This is a genomic window from Bradyrhizobium sp. Kon58 (assembly GCF_055807455.1).
On record NZ_JBVVOT010000021.1, the window covers coordinates 81,853 to 97,654 of the forward strand.

At 58.1% G+C, this 15,802-nt stretch carries 13 protein-coding genes; 4 read left to right on the forward strand and 9 right to left on the reverse strand.

Going from position 1 to position 15,802, the window contains the following annotated elements; translation table 11 throughout:
• Positions 1-37: 37 nt before the first annotated feature.
• Positions 38-940 (forward strand): phytanoyl-CoA dioxygenase family protein, encoded by a 903-nt coding sequence (locus tag AC0L20_RS28075; protein WP_473293940.1) that lies wholly within the window; start codon positions 38-40, stop codon positions 938-940.
• Between the two features lie 156 nt (positions 941-1,096).
• Here AC0L20_RS28075 and AC0L20_RS28080 read toward each other — a convergent pair whose 3' ends face one another.
• Entirely contained in the window at positions 1,097-1,645 is a 549-nt protein-coding gene (locus AC0L20_RS28080) for a serine O-acetyltransferase (RefSeq protein WP_473293941.1), read from the reverse strand.
• Between the two features lie 179 nt (positions 1,646-1,824).
• Here AC0L20_RS28080 and AC0L20_RS28085 point away from each other — a divergent pair, with 179 nt between their 5' ends.
• Both AC0L20_RS28085 and AC0L20_RS28090 read left to right on the forward strand, forming a co-directional pair.
• On the forward strand, positions 1,825-3,237 hold the full coding sequence (locus AC0L20_RS28085) for a hypothetical protein (RefSeq protein ID WP_473293942.1): 1,413 nt from the start codon (positions 1,825-1,827) through the stop codon (positions 3,235-3,237).
• Positions 3,227-4,150 (forward strand): FkbM family methyltransferase, encoded by a 924-nt coding sequence (locus tag AC0L20_RS28090; protein WP_473293943.1) that lies wholly within the window; start codon positions 3,227-3,229, stop codon positions 4,148-4,150. Before AC0L20_RS28085 ends, AC0L20_RS28090 begins: the two co-directional genes overlap by 11 nt.
• Before the next feature lie 140 nt (positions 4,151-4,290).
• Here the strand turns inward: AC0L20_RS28090 and AC0L20_RS28095 are convergent, their stop codons facing one another.
• The 4 genes from AC0L20_RS28095 to AC0L20_RS28110 form a co-directional block, all read right to left on the reverse strand.
• Complete coding sequence (locus tag AC0L20_RS28095) at positions 4,291-5,412, reverse strand: acyltransferase family protein (RefSeq protein ID WP_473293944.1); 1,122 nt, start codon at positions 5,410-5,412, stop codon at positions 4,291-4,293.
• A 147-nt stretch (positions 5,413-5,559) separates the two neighbouring features.
• A complete protein-coding gene (locus AC0L20_RS28100; protein WP_473293945.1) occupies positions 5,560-6,756 on the reverse strand; it encodes a hypothetical protein in 1,197 nt (398 codons plus the stop codon).
• A complete protein-coding gene (locus AC0L20_RS28105) occupies positions 6,735-7,424 on the reverse strand; it encodes a hypothetical protein (protein WP_473293947.1) in 690 nt (229 codons plus the stop codon). Before AC0L20_RS28105 ends, AC0L20_RS28100 begins: the two co-directional genes overlap by 22 nt.
• 86 nt (positions 7,425-7,510) lie before the next feature.
• Positions 7,511-8,263, reverse strand: coding sequence for a glycosyltransferase family 2 protein (locus tag AC0L20_RS28110; protein ID WP_473293948.1), 753 nt, complete (start codon positions 8,261-8,263; stop codon positions 7,511-7,513).
• Between the two features lie 542 nt (positions 8,264-8,805).
• Here AC0L20_RS28110 and AC0L20_RS28115 point away from each other — a divergent pair.
• On the forward strand, positions 8,806-9,762 hold the full coding sequence (locus tag AC0L20_RS28115) for a UDP-glucuronic acid decarboxylase family protein (RefSeq protein WP_473293951.1): 957 nt from the start codon (positions 8,806-8,808) through the stop codon (positions 9,760-9,762).
• A gap of 109 nt (positions 9,763-9,871) precedes the next feature.
• Here AC0L20_RS28115 and AC0L20_RS28120 read toward each other — a convergent pair whose 3' ends face one another.
• The 4 genes from AC0L20_RS28120 to AC0L20_RS28135 all read right to left on the reverse strand — a co-directional run bounded on the left by AC0L20_RS28120 (position 9,872) and on the right by AC0L20_RS28135 (position 15,746).
• The gene (locus AC0L20_RS28120) at positions 9,872-12,487 is read right to left on the reverse strand and encodes a M10 family metallopeptidase C-terminal domain-containing protein (protein ID WP_473293953.1); all 2,616 of its coding nucleotides are present in this window, start codon (positions 12,485-12,487) and stop codon (positions 9,872-9,874) included.
• Positions 12,488-13,114: 627 nt separating this feature from the next.
• Positions 13,115-14,218, reverse strand: coding sequence for a DegT/DnrJ/EryC1/StrS family aminotransferase (locus AC0L20_RS28125; RefSeq protein ID WP_473293954.1), 1,104 nt, complete (start codon positions 14,216-14,218; stop codon positions 13,115-13,117).
• 8 nt (positions 14,219-14,226) lie between these two features.
• Positions 14,227-14,631 carry an acyltransferase gene (locus AC0L20_RS28130; RefSeq protein WP_473293955.1) on the reverse strand — a complete coding sequence of 135 codons (405 nt, stop codon included), beginning with the start codon at positions 14,629-14,631 and terminating at the stop codon, positions 14,227-14,229.
• Between the two features lie 53 nt (positions 14,632-14,684).
• Positions 14,685-15,746 (reverse strand): Gfo/Idh/MocA family protein, encoded by a 1,062-nt coding sequence (locus AC0L20_RS28135; RefSeq protein WP_473293956.1) that lies wholly within the window; start codon positions 15,744-15,746, stop codon positions 14,685-14,687.
• Positions 15,747-15,802: the final 56 nt, after the last annotated feature.

Here is a 15,802-nt window from a genome sequence, read left to right on the forward strand (position 1 = left end):
ACTCTGTACAACGGGCCTATCACGGAACGGGGACCAAATGGGAATTAAGTCTGCGATCAGCAACAGGGCGAAGTTTCTCTACGATCCTCGCTACCGGCACATGTATCTCCAACGTCGCGTGGTTGGCCTCAAGGAAAGAAACGCAGCAGCGGACCGCATTGTCACTCAGCTTCCCAGCTACGTGAATCTGCCACAGGCCTCCGAAACGTTCGAGCGGTTGAACGTCGACGGCTATGCCATGCTTCCCGATTTGGTATCGCCACAGCAGGTCAGCGACATCCGTCGATATTTTCAGGCGCGTCTCGCTTTTGACCCGTATCGCCCCGATCTCGCCAAATTCAATGCGCCGGACGGCGTGCCAAAAAGCACCCATGTTGCGCACTTTGATCACCTCGACGTCGTTAGCTGCCCCCACGTTTTGGCAATAGCCAACAACCCTATCGTGCTCTCCGCAGTGGCGGACGTTCTTGGCGCCAAGCCGACGATCAGCTTGATGGCCGCTTGGTGGTCCATCGCGCACGGCGAGCGTCCCCAGGAAGCAGAACTTTATCATCGCGACGTGGACGACTATCGCTTCGTCAAACTGTTCGTCTATTTGACGGATGTCGACGACGAGTCGGGCCCCCACGCTTTTGTGCGCGGCACACACAACATCGACAAGCTGACAAACATCCGCAGACTTTCGGAAGAGGAAGTTGCCCTCGAGTTCGGCAGGGAGAACATGTTGTCGTTTTCCGGACCCGCCGGCACCGCCTTCCTCGAAAACACTTATGGCATTCACCGCGGTGTTCCGCCCAAGACAAGAACCCGTCTGCTTTTTCAGGTTCTTTATTCTCTCGTCGAATATGTCGGCGGCCCCAAGCGGCCGGTTGCAAAGTTTACGCCGGAGCAAAACGGTGTTGCGCTCGACCGATATGTGAATCGAGTCTATCTGCGCTAAAGCGCGATGGGAATAGGATGAATCGTAATCGCGCTTCAGGTTGTTGTTTGCGCATGATTTTTTCGAACAACCGCCGCGCACTTTTCCACATCATGCTGTAAAGGCTGCAGTCGCGCAGTCGCCGACGCCCTAGGGCGGCGACCGAGAGGCCCCTGATCACCTCTCGGACGAGAGTACCCGGGCGGGAACTCCGCCCACGACCGCTCCCGGGTTTACGTCGCTGACGACCACAGCGTTTGCCCCGACCACGCATCTGCTTCCCAGGACAACGGGCCCCAGCACCTTGGCGCCGGCAGCGATGGTCGCGCCATCCTCGACCACCGGCCTTTGGGCCAGGTCGTAGTCCCAGTCAGCCATTTTCGCTCCCAGCGTCACCTGCTGGTAGATGGTCACATTGGCCCCTATCCAAGCGGCGCCGAGGATAATTCCATTCGTGTGTGGTATGATCAGGCCAGGGCCAATTTTGAGACTGCTAGGGATCTCCATGCCGAACAGGCAAAAATTCAACAAGGATGTCAGTTTTCCGAGCCGGCGCCAGCCCGATCTGTGGAATGCATGGGCCCAGCGGATCAGGACGATATGAGCGAACCTGGGCGAGAACGCGTCGGTCCATTTCCGGTTTCGGGACGGCTTGCCCATCGCAACCATTAACCGTTGCCAGTCGGCGTCGAGCAGCGCGCGAACGCCGGGTTCCGCATACGACATTAGCACCGGCCATTGCAGGACTTACGCGATAATTGCCGCACATGTGAGATGACAAACACTCTGATCCTCTCGCTTGACTTTGACCGTTTCCAATGTTTAGCGGATTGCGTCACAGTCAGTAAAGCCCCGGCAGGCCGCCTGGCATTCGCCAATTCCGGAAAGCGCAGGTAATCTTTCTATTGACCAAAGCAGTCTCACCAGATCCCTCAGGAATCCTTGTTTTTTGTCGCCCGTACCTGGTTGACGATTTCAAGGCCAATTTCGCTGCGCTCCCGCGCGCGGAGAAGCTGTTCTTTCTCACCGACGGCAGGAAGAAGGGGACCGACGACACGCGTGAGGCATTCTATCGCCATTTGCGATCCGGGCGGCCTGCGGCGCTGCTGGACGCAGATCAAAGCGACGATTGCATTCGGCGTTGCCGCCTCCTGCGCAACCTGGACCGGGACGACGCCGAGCGACGGCTTCATGCAATGGCGGCTGCGCTTCAGGAGTGGCTGGACCGCTTGAATCCCGAGGGGATCATCTGCCACTGGGTTGACGAGTACGTGACGCATCTCCTGAGCATCTTCGCCCGACGCCGCGGGATCAGGTTTGTGGGCTATGCCCACTCGCTATTTCCAGGCCTCCTCCAGCTCACCAGCTCTGCGAATGGCGATGCTTTCGACATCAGGATTCCGTCTTCCGACGAGATCGAGAAAGCCATTGCCGCCGTGGTGAAGCCATTCTTCCGGCAGGACTACAACCAACGCCTGAACTATTCCCTGTGCCGCCACGTGCTCGGCATAGGTCGCTACTATGTCAAGCGCATTGCCTTTCTCGCCAAAGGATATCTGGAGCGCGATCCTCTTCATGTACATTATGCGATAACTCCTTACTTGGCTGAGCGGCGCAGAATTCGGGACTTTCCATCCGCTAATTGCTTCAGCAACGACTGGCAATCCGAGCTAACCTCCCTGCAGAAGAAGTCGTCCTCTCCAACTGTATTTGTGCCGCTGGCCTATTTTCCCGAAGCGGCGATCGACTATTGGATCAAGGATAAATCGATCATCGACTATGAAAACAAGACGGTCGAGATCGTCGCGGCACTATCAGTGGACTGCGCGCTGGCCATTAAGGAGCACCCGCATATGCTCGGGGCGCGCAACGCTGTATTCTACGAGCGACTCAGGTCGATCTCCAATGTCGTGATGGTGCCGCCGCTCGAATATTCGGCTGAGGTCATGGCAAGAAGCGATGCGGTACTGCTGGGCGCCGGCAGCGTCGGCATCGAAGCCGCGCTTCGCGACAAACCCATATTCACTTTCAGCAACACAAGCTATTGGTTTGCCCGGTCGGGCGCTGTTTATCTCGACCTTGCGTCGATCGACAATTGGGCCGAAACTATCGTCGCGGCTGTCCGGTCGGCTCGTACCTTGTCGGAGACTGAGAAGCATGATTTCATCAGCGCCTGTCTCGCCAGCTCGGTTTTCCCTCGTTCAGGGGGGCGACGATGGCCACTGATCGATCCGCAGCATCTCGCGATGCTGGTCGAAGCAGTGCGAAAGAGGCCGGTCTCGACGAGACCGGTCGGAGGGGGATGGAGTGCAGCCTAACAGGATAGAACGTACCTCCTTCTTCGAGGTGAAACCCGGCTACGATGCGATCCGTTATCTGACGAGCTTCGGACTGCTCACGCTCCTGGCGCGTCGTGCCCGCAAACGGCCCGCAAAGATGTTTGTCGAAGTATCGAGCACCGTCGATCGGCATATTTTGTCAGAGGGGCTGTTCGAAAAGGGCGTGATAGAGACGTTGCGCTACGTCCTTTCCCGCTCAGGCACCACGGAGCTGATGATCGATATCGGCGCCAACATCGGTAACCACAGCATCGCGCTGGCGCCGCTGTTCCGGCGGGTGGAAGCGGTCGAGCCTCATCCGATTCTCTATCGGGTGCTGGAGGCCAATGTATTACGCAACCGGATGTCGCATTTGTCCTGCCACAACTTCGGCTTGGGCAAGACCGAGGGAATCGTGACACTGGAGGAGTCTCCGGACGAGCATTCCATCAGCCGCGTGGCCGAGAGGTCTGTGCTGCCGCCGGAGACGTTCGGCCTGTCGGAAGAGCAATTCGGAAATCGATATTCTATTCAACTCAAGTCGGCACATGATTTCGTGGCGCAATACGCAGACCAGCTCTCTCGCGCGTTCATCAAGATAGACGTCGAGGGGATGGAACAGGAGATCATCGAGTCCCTTGAACCCCTTCTGCGGCAATACAGGCCACTCGTGGGATTCGAGCTCTTCACAAAGGCGCAGCCCAATCTGGTCAACATTGCGCGCGCGATACCGGGCTATGAGCTACATGGCATTCGAATGCATGACACCGGGCGCTCCAAGATCTGGCGATCTCTGAAGCTGCTCTTGAAGGGCAGAAAGAATACGTTGGAACCTGTTGATCCCGATCGATTAGACGAGGTCTACCCGCTGGTGTTAATGGTGCCCGTCCCTTCCCAAAACAAGAATCAATAGAGTTGAGCATGATCCGGAAAGTGCGCAGGGTTTTCCGAGACGATCATGCACGAACAAAAACCTAAAACGCGATGACGATTCATCCCAATCTCATCGCGCTTTAACGAATCCCGCCGATGCACCTGGCTCGATGGTAGCCCCTACAGGCGGCGGCCATATCTAGCGAAGTCTATCAGGTTTGATTTGCGATCAAAAGCTGCCACCAGCGCTCGCTTGAATGCGGCCGTATCCTCGAGCCGCGACGCAGCGCAAACAGAGAGAGCGAGCGCTGCTGCAGAAGCCAGAAAAGCAGCGAGCCCCGCTACGACAAACGATTTGTCGCTGATTGCAAGCGATATTGACAGGGCGAGCGCCAGTATAGGGAAATGGGTCACGTAAAGCGTGTAGGAGAAATCACCGGTCTTCACCAGCCACGCCGGGAAGATGAATCCCTCCCCGTTCCAAACAAGCAAGCCGTAGGCAATTCCGGCGCAACCTATAGCTTGCGCCAAAGTCCCAAAAGAGCCGTCGATATAGTCGGAATAGCCCGGAGTCATGTAGCAAAGGATCCCTGACGCCGTAGACGCCGCGAGGAAGATGCCGGGCCTCCTGGCGACAGGTAGGTTTGTGAACGCTCCGAGGCACCAGATCACCGCAAAAAAACAGAAACGATGATGGTCGATGCCAGTCCATACGGCGAACAGCACCAAAGCAGAGCCGATGGCTCTTGCTGCCAAGTTTCGTCCGAATATAAGCATCGCGCCGCCCGCAGCCGCGATGTAGAGCTTTACCTCAATGTAGAGGGTCCAAAGCGGGCCGTCCGCGATTGTCAGTCCATTATAAAGCAGGATGCTTTGCGCGAGCTCAGTGAGCCGAAGCGAAATGCCGGACGCGCGAAGAGTGCCAAGGGGGCTGCCCTTCGAACCTGGTAACCCGAATAGTTGAATTGCTGTGACGACTGCCACGGTCAGCACGATTGCGAATAGAAGCGGTGGGTAAAGGCGGGCGATGCGATTGAGGAAATAATCGATAGGATCAAAGGAGCCGTTCCTGCGGATATTGGAACCGATACTAGCCACAATCAGTCGTCCTGACAGCAGGAAGAAGGCCAGCACCGCAAAACGTGCGGCCCAGCCGGACGCCATGTCCGCCCACGAGCCTGCGCCGTAAAGCCGCCAGAGGAAGGCCTGAGCAACGTGTGCGCCCAACACGACAATCGCGGCCACGCCTCGCACCACGTCAAAATGGAGGTTCGTTTTGTGGGTCACGAGCGCCCCGGACAAGTATACTTGCCTATACCCCTATAGTTCACGCCCGCCTCGCGCAAGCCGGAAGATTGCTCATGACTTGCCCCTTGAAAATAACGCCAGCCGATATGTTGAGCGGACAGCAATCTGTTGGGAAGATCGCGGGAGCCAGCAGATCGTCACTTACGAACTCGCCTGACGGGCGAGACGATATGCGCGCGCCATCGTGTAGAAACTGTGGTGTTCGGGGCCGATACCATTAATCGTCGAAGCATCGACGACCCTGACGGTCGATTCATCAGTCGCTAGCCCTGCGGCGTTCAAAGCGTCGAGGTCGATTGAGTGGTGAAGGTGGATACCCCGGATGAACAAATCCGGTCTCCCGGTCCTGAGCAGCGCCGGCCAGGGAAGCGACAAGCGAGACACAGCCTGCGCGGCGTTGTGGTCGATTGGGTTCAACGCGGCATCCTCTCGAGAGAAGTCCAGCGCGTCGCGGACCACCAGCTGCGCGTAGACACTCAACACAGGCGAACGCGGGAACAGGCCAAACTTGTTGAAGAGCGCTTCCGCCACCAGCCCCGGCGAGGTCGTCTTCAGGAGCCTGACCATCGCGCTGTTCGTCGGGAGCCCGTATACCGCCCGCTGCTCGATCCCGCGATCGAGCGTGCGATAGTCGAAACGCGCAGGTCGCTGCGTGAGTAGCGCATCACCACTCGAACTGAATTCAAAAGCAAGCCAAAACCCGTCCCCTGCCCTCTCCACCTGCGGTGGAGAATAGTCCGGCGTGTGCTGGTGGATCTGTCCCGCATAGCAGATGATATGGTCTGATATGAATGCTCGCCTCAGATCGGGGGAGACGGATCTGGACAGGATCTTGGGCGAGTTGAGCACGCCTGCCGCGATCCAAAGCCGCCTCGACTTGAACGTTTCATGGGCAGTCAAGACCGCTTGGCCGCCACCACCCATGTCAAATCGATCCACGGCAAGCGGCACAAATCGCAGATTGCCACCACGCTCGCGCGACAATCTTTCCCATTCCTGCCGCGGCCGCACTGGCCTCCTTGGTACAAAAAGCCAACGCTGATCGATCTTCTCCTGGATTGAAGTTCGCGGATAAAAATACTGGAAGAGTTCGACAATTTCGCTGCGGGACTCACGCGCATAGGGAGCCCGAATTGCTGTCGGGATGACGCCATGCCAAAAATTGCCTAGCCCCCCGACCCCACTATAGGAGGAGGGGATGGATTTCTGATCACCATAGAATTCCAGTTGCCCCGTCTCGGGCCCGCCGAGAACGAGAACTTTTCGCGATGGCGCAAGCCCAAGGGCGGTCGCAAGCGCTGCCAGCCCGGAGCCAACTATGATGTCGTCGTAAACCACGTCTTGTTACTCAGATAAAGATAGCCATACCACCTGTATCCCATTCCTCGCAGGACGAAATCCACCGGGCGGAGAACACAAGGCCATTTTCGCAGCACGCGCATGGCGTACCCATAGAGCTTGAACGCAATCGCCTCCGCCTTGCTTCTGAAGGGGCGCTCGCAAGGCTTGAACAGGCATACCGCCTGGTCAACAGTGCCGGGCCAACGCGGCGCCAGCATGAAACCGGCCAGATCGTCGTAGCTTGTCGCGATCGTTGCGCCAGCCGGCAGCTCGGAGATTCGGCCGAAGACAACGCCGATGATTAGAATGCGAGCGTCCAGCCTCTCGCGCGACAGGTTCTGCGCCATCAGCTTCGCCGTGGGGTAGTTGTAGCATCTGGTATAGGGAACGACGTTTGTCGTAGCCGACGACACATAGACGTACTCGGCGGCGCCGGCGCGTGCCAGTTCTTCGATCAACGCCGCGTTCTCGTCCGCCTTCCTCGAATACGCAAGAACCCACAACCGGTCCGTCGGCAGAAGTCCAGCATTCGCAATCTCGGTGTGGCCGAGTGCAACTTGAAATTTTGCAGCGATATCCGGCCGTCTCGCCAATTCGCGCCAGACTGCCGAGTTTTTCCCGATGATGACCTCGCGCTTGATGTTCCCCCCGACGCCTTGCTTCATTCCTGCGATTTCCTGCTAGCCGAAGCTCTACTGAACGCTCGTCTCATCGTGATGGCGGCAATGCATTTGCCGGCCGTATGCTAGCATCAAAACCGGACGTATTTGAGAAGAGCGTTGCAGGCATACAGAGAGAAATAGACGGACGAGCTTGTGATGCTGAGGCCCTCGATCTCCCGATACGTGGACCAGACTTTCTTTGCCGAATTGACCTTGCTGCGCGATACCGACCCTTTCAGCACTCGATAGCGCATAAGATCCTCGTGCAGCGCGCCAGCGACGTGTCCGGCGCGAAGCAACTTCAGCCAGAGGGCGAAATCGTCGTAGTAGGTTTTGGTCATCCGAAAATCGCCTGTCTGCTTCCGATCGACCATTGCCGTGGATGTTGCGATCGCGGTATTACCGAGGAGCATTCGGTACGTGAGCCGGTCCGGCACTTTGATTAGGCGGCCTTCGTTATTACCATCCTGATCGACCCGTTTGAATTGGGTGTAGGTTAGCGCAGTCCCTGAACGACCAGCGAAATCGAGCTGAAGCTCGAGCTTCCTTGGCAGCCACCAATCATCGGCATCCAGGAATGCGATGAACCTGCCCTGCGCCTTTCCAAGGCTGGCGTTTCTCGCCATTGCCGGCCCTTGATTTACGGGCTGCTCGACCAGCTTCACGCGCGGATCTCGCTCCGCATAGCGGGCGACGATCCGTCTGGTGTCGTCCGGAGAGCAGTCGTCGGCTACGATCAACTCCCAATGTGGATAGGTCTGCTGCTGGACAGATGTGATGGCTTTGTCTATATACCCCGCCGCTTTGTAAGCCGGCGTTATGATGGAGACGAGCTCAGCCATTTGAAGTGAACTCTCCTCAGCACTTAAGTTTCAATGATTGTGAACTGTGCATGAGAGACGCGGCCCGGACTTCGCGGATGATCACAGTCCGGAAGTCGAGATCAATTCGACATCGACAAACACCCTTACCCGAAAGCCTGCTGCAGTGCCAGACTCTCGCTGACTTCGGCTGATCACCCACTAAGGAGGATCCGACCTCGCTGGCGCAAATATTTCCGGCTTTGATGCAGCAGCTCCACGAAAGGCGCACAGCAGCTTTGTGCGTAAGGCTAAGAGGTCCCCCGATCAACCATGATTGTCGGCCGATAACCCTGACCGCGGGCCCTCCGGGAACCACACGCTAGCACCAAAACAACCGAATGCTGCCCGGGTCGATATGCAAGCCAATGGATTCTCGTGCGTGATTTGTGTCGTCCCATTAGACCTCTCTTAGAGGTATCATATTACAACAAATCGAGATAGATGTTGATAATCCGATCGAGATCGATACCACTCCCCGCCCACTAGTTCACAGGCCACCCGATGGAAGAACGGAAAAACCGATGCCCCTTGATCAGTATCGAAACAGCCGCATCCTCGTAACCGGCGGGGCGGGCTTTGTCGGCTCGCACCTGTGCGAACGGCTGCTCGCCGAAGGCGCGGAAGTAATTTCGGTGGACAACTACTACACGGGCACCCGCCGCAACATCGCCAGTCTTTTGAACAATCCGCTGTTCGAGGCGATACGGCACGATGTGACCTTTCCCCTCTATCTCGAGGTCGACGCAATCTTCAATCTTGCCTGCCCAGCCTCGCCGATTCACTACCAGCGCGATCCAGTGCAGACCACCAAGACTAGCGTACATGGCGCCATCAACATGCTTGGGTTGGCCAAGCGTTTGAAGATCCGGATCTTCCAAGCGTCCACCAGCGAGGTTTACGGCGATCCAGTTGTTCATCCTCAGAAGGAGGACTACTGGGGCAACGTCAATCCAATCGGCATTCGCGCCTGCTACGATGAGGGAAAGCGATGCGCAGAGACGCTGTTCTTTGACTATTGGCGACAGCATGGATTGCCAATCAAGGTAGGTCGCATCTTCAATACTTATGGTCCGCGAATGCAACCCAATGACGGAAGAGTCGTCTCGTCGTTCATCGTTCAGGCACTGAAGGGCGATCCCATCACAATCTTCGGAGACGGGGGACAGACTCGATCATTCTGCTATGTCGACGATCTCGTCGAGGCAATCACTCGACTGATGCTGACACCGGATGATTGCACCGGCCCGATCAATCTTGGCAACAGCTCGGAATTCACCATTCTCGAGCTGGCCGAGAAGGTGATCAAATTCACCAATTCAGCTTCAAAGCTGATCTTCGAGCCATTGCCGCAGGACGATCCCCGGCAGCGGCAGCCTGATCTTGACAAGGCCAAGGCGGAGCTCGACTGGCAGCCAAAGGTACCGTTGGATGACGGTCTCAAGGAAACCATAGAGTATTTCAAGCGCGTGTTGGACTAAAGGCGCGGTCTTCCAAAAGGTCATCCTCAACAACAACTTAAAGCGCAATGACGAGGCATTCCGATCTCATCGCGCTTTGGCAATCTGATCTTGCTCAAACCCGCCGAAATCAGGAAACAAAGAAATGATCGAGATGCCCAGCAATGAGTTGGGTCCCGAAATTTAGAGGCTCGTGGCCGTTTGCGAGCAGATGTTCAGACTGAGCGCTATCCAAAATCCACCGAAACTCACTCGGGAGGGTAAAGCCTAAAGACAATTCTGCAGGGCCGCTATTCAGAGCTGGCGTGTTGGTCGTGTCCGATTTCGGGCGAAAGACGAAGGCAGACGTCCCATTTTCACCCTCGGTAAATTCCGTCATGCTCGTAGATGCGGGCAGCATGCCGATCGCTCCATCACTGCTCAAATCCTGATGGAACGTCGTTTCGAATGACTTCAGTGTGGCGCTATTGCCTGCTACCCCTCCGGGCGTCAGGTTCGAGACAAAATTGCCGTTGTTGTCTACCGACCAGACCGCGTACTGATCGACACCCGCTGCTTTCCAGGCCACGTCATACCCGCCGCCAGCAACCTGTTCTGCACCAATTGGCAGGAGCCCGAACTGAGCAGACGTGACCGCCGTACCGCCAATCTTCAACGATGGTCCACTCCCGCCACCGACGGGATTCAGCAAATAGATACTGCCATCTTGCACAAGGCTAGTAGCGCCAATCGCCTCGATCACAATTTGCGAAGTTTGGCTGCCAACTGCGCCATCCCCGTTCAGATCCTGATGGAAGATCGTCTCGAAGGCCCCTAATGCGGCGCTGTTGCCCGAGACCCCGCCAGGGGTCAGGTTGGAGAGAAATTCGCCGCTGCTGTCGACAGACCAGACGGCGTACTGATCGACGCCCGCTGCTTTCCAAGCCACATCATATCCGCCAGCTGCGACACGTTCCGTACCAATGAGCGCGAGGCCGAACTGACCGGGCGTGACCGCCGAGCCACCGATTTTCAACGAAGGTCCAGCATCACCGCCAACGGGATTCAGGAGATATTGACCTCCCACTTGCACGAGGCTGGTGGTGCCGATCGCTTCGATCACAATCGTCGGGGGCGCTCCGATAAATCCGTCGCCGTTCAGATCCTGTTGGAAGGCCGTCTCGAATGATTCTAAGCTGGTGCTGCTACCCGCCACCCCGCCCGGAGTCAGGTTGGAGATGAAGTTGCCGCTGCTATCGGTGGACCATACGGCGTACTGATCCGCACCGGCCGCCTTCCAGGCTACGTAATATCCACCACCTGCGACCTGTTCCGCACCGATGGGAGAGAGGCCGAACTGACCGACCGTTACTGCCAGGCCACCGCCCGTCAGCAGAGGTCCCGCGAGACCGCCAACGGGATTCAGTGAATAATGCCCTCCAACCTGCACGAGGCTGGTAGCGCCGATCGCCTCGATCGTGATTGGCGTGATCTGGTCGATGAGCGCCGTGCTTGAGATCGTGCCGTCTGCAAATGTGAACTCCTCGACCCCCGTTACGGTATCGTTCCCGTCAGGGGAGCCTGAGCGCAGATCGCTGATGGTGAAGGTCTGCGTGCTCGAATTGTAGGCTATGCTGTAGTTGAGCTTCCCGCCCGAGTACACCACCAAATCGGCGCCGACGCCGCCAATGACGGTGTCGTCGCCGCCACTTCCGGTAATCGTATCATTGCCGGAGCCGCCGTTCAGCACGTTCGCAATGGCGTTGCCCAGGATCGTATCGTTGCCGGAGCCGCCGGTGGCGTTGTCAATCAGAGAATGCGCGTCGTTGTTGTAGAGGTAGGCGTTGTAGACGTTGCCCGACGCATGATGGCCGTTGCCGAGATTAGCCAGTTGCGCGGTGGAGAACACCGAAAAGGCACCGGGATCAAGATTGATGCTCAGGTTCGTCGTGTAGTTTGACAGGTCGTAAGTGTCGACGCCGCCGCCGTCCCATACCGTCTCATAGATGCGGTTGGCAGAGCTGCCGGCACCCCCGCCCGGCGCAAGCTGTCCGATGCCGTTGATGAACTCCTGCCCTGTGGTCGGGCTCCATGTATAAACAGTATTCCCGCCCTGGGTGGTGTAGTCCGCGCCATACATTATCTGCAGCGCGAGGATATCGTTGGCCATATAGGTCTGCGGATATCCATAGGCTTCATTGGTGTAGCCGCTCGTCGTGGAAGCGCCGACATAGCTGCGATAGGTCATGACGGTGTATTCGCTGTCATCATGCGCGCTCGGCACCGCGACATTGGCAGGGCCGCCCGCTTCCTGACTGTGCTTGAGGCCGAGGGCGTGGCCGAGCTCGTGCAGCGCAGTCGTGAAATAGTAATTGCCGAGCGCAGCCAGTGAATAGTTGTAGGCAGTTCCGAACCACACGTCGCCGCCCGACGCGTAATTGCCGGGGTAATAAGCGTAAGATGTCGGATTGGCCGAGGGCGACTGCGCGACCATGATGTCGGCGCCGTTCGTCCCGGCATACTGGATGTTGGCGTTGGTGTAGCCGAGGATCAGTCCGATCGCGTAATTGATCGCCGCCTGCATCTGGCTGGGTGCCGATGCAAAACCCGACGTGGTCGGCTCACTGCTTCCGCCACTGTATGGATTGACATAGTCGCTAGGCGAGTCAGGAAAGCTATAGCTGATCGTGCCGGACCATTTGTAGCCTGACAGCAGGCCGTCGATATCTGCGTTGTTGGTCTTACTGACCGTGACAGCGGTGGCCAAGGGAATCTCCGAAGCGGCAAACCCCGTTCGATTCGGGGCGCGGACAGGTGATTCTAGCTTGAGAGCTAAACGTTAGGTTAAATTTTGGCGAAGACATCCAGACTCCTTCCATAACGGCGTGTTAGCCTTCAGCTCCCGTATTCATACGGATCAGGAATAGGATGTCGGTTCCGCCTACCCGCGTGTTGAGAGTGAAAGCATGAAACTAGGTCCACTCTCGGCCGGCCCTGGTGGCCGAGCCGGGTCATCTGCCATTCGGAGGACTGCCTGTCACGGTCGGCAAGCCCAATGCAGATCCAAGCAGGCGGCATAGCCGAAGGGGCACCCTCCGTTCCAATGGCCCGCGACCCCTCGGATGCGGTAGCGGGGGAGTACGGATCCGCCCGTCTCAAGGGAACGCGGGAGGCGTTTGCAGCTGTTCATTCCACGTCCCAACGACCGTCGCTGGCCGATAGGAGCCGCAACCTTTCGTTTTTGATCTCCATTGGTGCACTTCCGCAGTTCTGTTCAATTCCCCGCTCAGGTCGCCATGGTGAATTCGGCACCGCGCTCCTCTTCCTACTCTGGTATATGACGCCCTGGAGCATTTTCGAAGAGAAGCCGTAAATTGCGCGTGGCCGAAAACCGTCAGGCCGAGAACTCGCGCACCGCACGCACCACCTCTTCCTGCTGCAAAGTGGTGATTTCAGCGAACATTGGTAACGACAGGATGCTTTGCTGGTCAGCATAGGCCTTCGGAAACTGCGCCGGACTGTGCTCCAAGCGTTGATAGGCTGGAAGCAGCGGCAGCGCCGTCGGGTAGTTGATCGCGGTCTGGATCCCCCTGAGGTTCAGATGCGCGGCAAGCTTGTCTCGTTCGGCATGCTTGATTGTATAGAGGTGATAGACGTGGCTTCGCCCGGGCGCCAATTGAGGGACCTGCACACCCTCGATCTTGTTCAGGGCGGCATCATAGAACCTCGCGGCTTCCTGGCGCGCCCGCGTCCAGCCCGTCAGATGCCGCAGCTTGGCCGACAGGATCGCCGCTTGCATGCCATCCAGGCGGCTGTTGATACCCTCGATCTGGTGCTGGTGCTTCACGATTCCCCCGTGACGGGCTAGCATCGCGATATGCTCGGCAAAGGCCGCATCGCTGGTGACGACGGCCCCGGCATCGCCCATCGCACCGAGATTCTTGCCCGGGTAGAAGGAATAGGTCGCGGCGTCGCCAAACGTTCCGACCATCCGGCCCTTGTAGTCCGCCAGATGCGCCTGCGCGCAATCCTCAATCACCCACAACCCATGCTTCTTCGCGATCGACATGATCGCGTCCATGTCCGCGGGCTGCCCGTAAAGGTGCACCGGAATGATGCCAACGGTGCGGGGGGTGATCGCTGCCTCGACTGCCGCGGGATCGATGGTGAAGGTCGGCCCGTCGGTGTCGCAGAACTTCACGGCTGCGCCAGCATGCGTAATCATCGCGGAAGTCGAAATCCAGGAATGTGCCGTCGTGATCACCTCGTCACCCGGCTTCACTTTCAGCGCGATCATCGCGAGATACAGCGCATCGGTTCCGTTGGCACATGAGACGCAATGCTCCACGGACGCAGCTTTGGCGAACTCCCGCTCGAACCTCTCGACGTAGGGGCCGCGGATGAAGGCGTTGTCGCGAATCACAGCGGCGATTGCGGCATCGATTTCGCCTTTGATGTTCTGATACTGGAGCTGAAGATCAGCGAAGGGAACCGCCATGTGCGCCTCTACATCCGAAGCCGACGCGCGGGATTTCCGGCGTACACGCCGGCAACAGTGATATCCTTGGTGACCACTGCACCTGCACCGATTACGACGTCGTCGACAATTTGCACCGGCATGATGGTCGCATTCGAGCCGATAGACACTCGATTGCCGATCCTGGTCTCACACCACAACTCCTTGCGGCCACGTGCCGGACCGCCGCTCGCAAACGTATCGTTGATGAACATCACGCCATGGCCGATGAAACAATCCTCACCGAGCGTGACGAGCTCGCAGATGAAACTATGCGATTGCACGCGCGTGCGAGCGCCGATAACGACTCCCTTTTGGATCTCGTTGAACGGCCCGATGAAGCAGCCATCGCCAATCATGCAGCCATAGAGGTTGCAGGGCTCAACGACCTTCACGCCAGCGCCAAAGGCGACATCGCGGATTCCGACCTGACGCAGCTCCGGCCGATTCACGAGGCGACACCCAGCCGGCTACGTCGCGGCACGAAGTGGAGCGACACCTCCTGCCCGGTCTCGATCGATTCGTAGAGCGCCGAGATCAACTCCAGGCTCTTGCGACCCTGCAATCCGTCGACCAGCGCTGCGCCGCGATCCGCGAGGCAATCGACGACATGCTGATAATAGGCTTGATGGCCGAAGCCGTACACGTTCGGCGGGTTGACCGAAAATTTCTCGATCACCTCCTTGTCCGACGGCAGCGCGTCGACGAAAAGCCAGTGCCGGATGTGGTTCATGGCGAAACCGCCGACTTCCACCGTCCCCTTCTCGCCCAGTATCGACAGCGAGCCTTCGAGATCGGCGGGACGCGTGGCCGTCGTCGCCTCGATGATACCCAGCGCACCGCTGCGAAACTTCAGCGTCGCCACCGCCGTGTCCTCAGTCTCGATCTTCACGAGTGCGGTAGTGCTACGCGCATGGACGCTGACGACGTCGCCGAAAAACCACTCCAGCATGTCGATATGGTGACTGGCCTGGTTGGTGAGTACGCCGCCATCATAACCCCACGTACCGCGCCAGGAGTCCTGATCGTAGTAGCTCTGGTCGCGGCACCAGCGCACGCGCACGGTGCCGAGGACGAGCTTGCCGAACCGGCCGGCATCGAGCGCCTGCCGCGCCTTCACGATCGGAACGTTGAAGCGGTTCTGCTTGACAACGAAGAGTTTTACGCCCGCCTCGTCGCAGGCGCGGATCATGTCGTCGGCGTCCTGGAGACGTAGCGCCATCGGCTTTTCGACCACGACATGCTTGCCGGCGCGCGCGCAGGCGATCGCATGCTGAGGATGCAGCCCGCTCGGAGTGAGCACCGCGACGGCGTCGATGTCATCGCGCGACAGCAACTCGTCGATGTCGTCATGCGCGGCGACGGCGAATTTGCTCGCGATCGCATCGGCGCGTGCTCGATCGGAATCGCAGACGGCAACGAGCTTGGCCCCCACGATGTGGTTACCGCCTAACAAGTCGGAATGACGCTTCGCAATGCGCCCGCAGCCGAGCAGGCCGAATCTGATCATCAAGACTTCCCGCCGTCGTCAGAGCGAATGCTCTGGAGGGCTTGAAAGCCCCAAAA

What these genes read in the sequence shown, in the direction of transcription:
- AC0L20_RS28075 (WP_473293940.1), top strand. Translation starts at nt 38, where the DNA reads ATGGGAATTAAGTCTGCGATCAGCAACAGGGCGAAGTTTCTCTACGAT.
- AC0L20_RS28080 (WP_473293941.1), bottom strand. Translation starts at nt 1,645, where the DNA reads ATGTCGTATGCGGAACCCGGCGTTCGCGCGCTGCTCGACGCCGACTGG.
- AC0L20_RS28105 (WP_473293947.1), bottom strand. Translation starts at nt 7,424, where the DNA reads ATGAAGCAAGGCGTCGGGGGGAACATCAAGCGCGAGGTCATCATCGGG.
- AC0L20_RS28110 (WP_473293948.1), bottom strand. Translation starts at nt 8,263, where the DNA reads ATGGCTGAGCTCGTCTCCATCATAACGCCGGCTTACAAAGCGGCGGGG.
- AC0L20_RS28115 (WP_473293951.1), top strand. Translation starts at nt 8,806, where the DNA reads ATGCCCCTTGATCAGTATCGAAACAGCCGCATCCTCGTAACCGGCGGG.
- AC0L20_RS28125 (WP_473293954.1), bottom strand. Translation starts at nt 14,218, where the DNA reads ATGGCGGTTCCCTTCGCTGATCTTCAGCTCCAGTATCAGAACATCAAA.
- AC0L20_RS28135 (WP_473293956.1), bottom strand. Translation starts at nt 15,746, where the DNA reads ATGATCAGATTCGGCCTGCTCGGCTGCGGGCGCATTGCGAAGCGTCAT.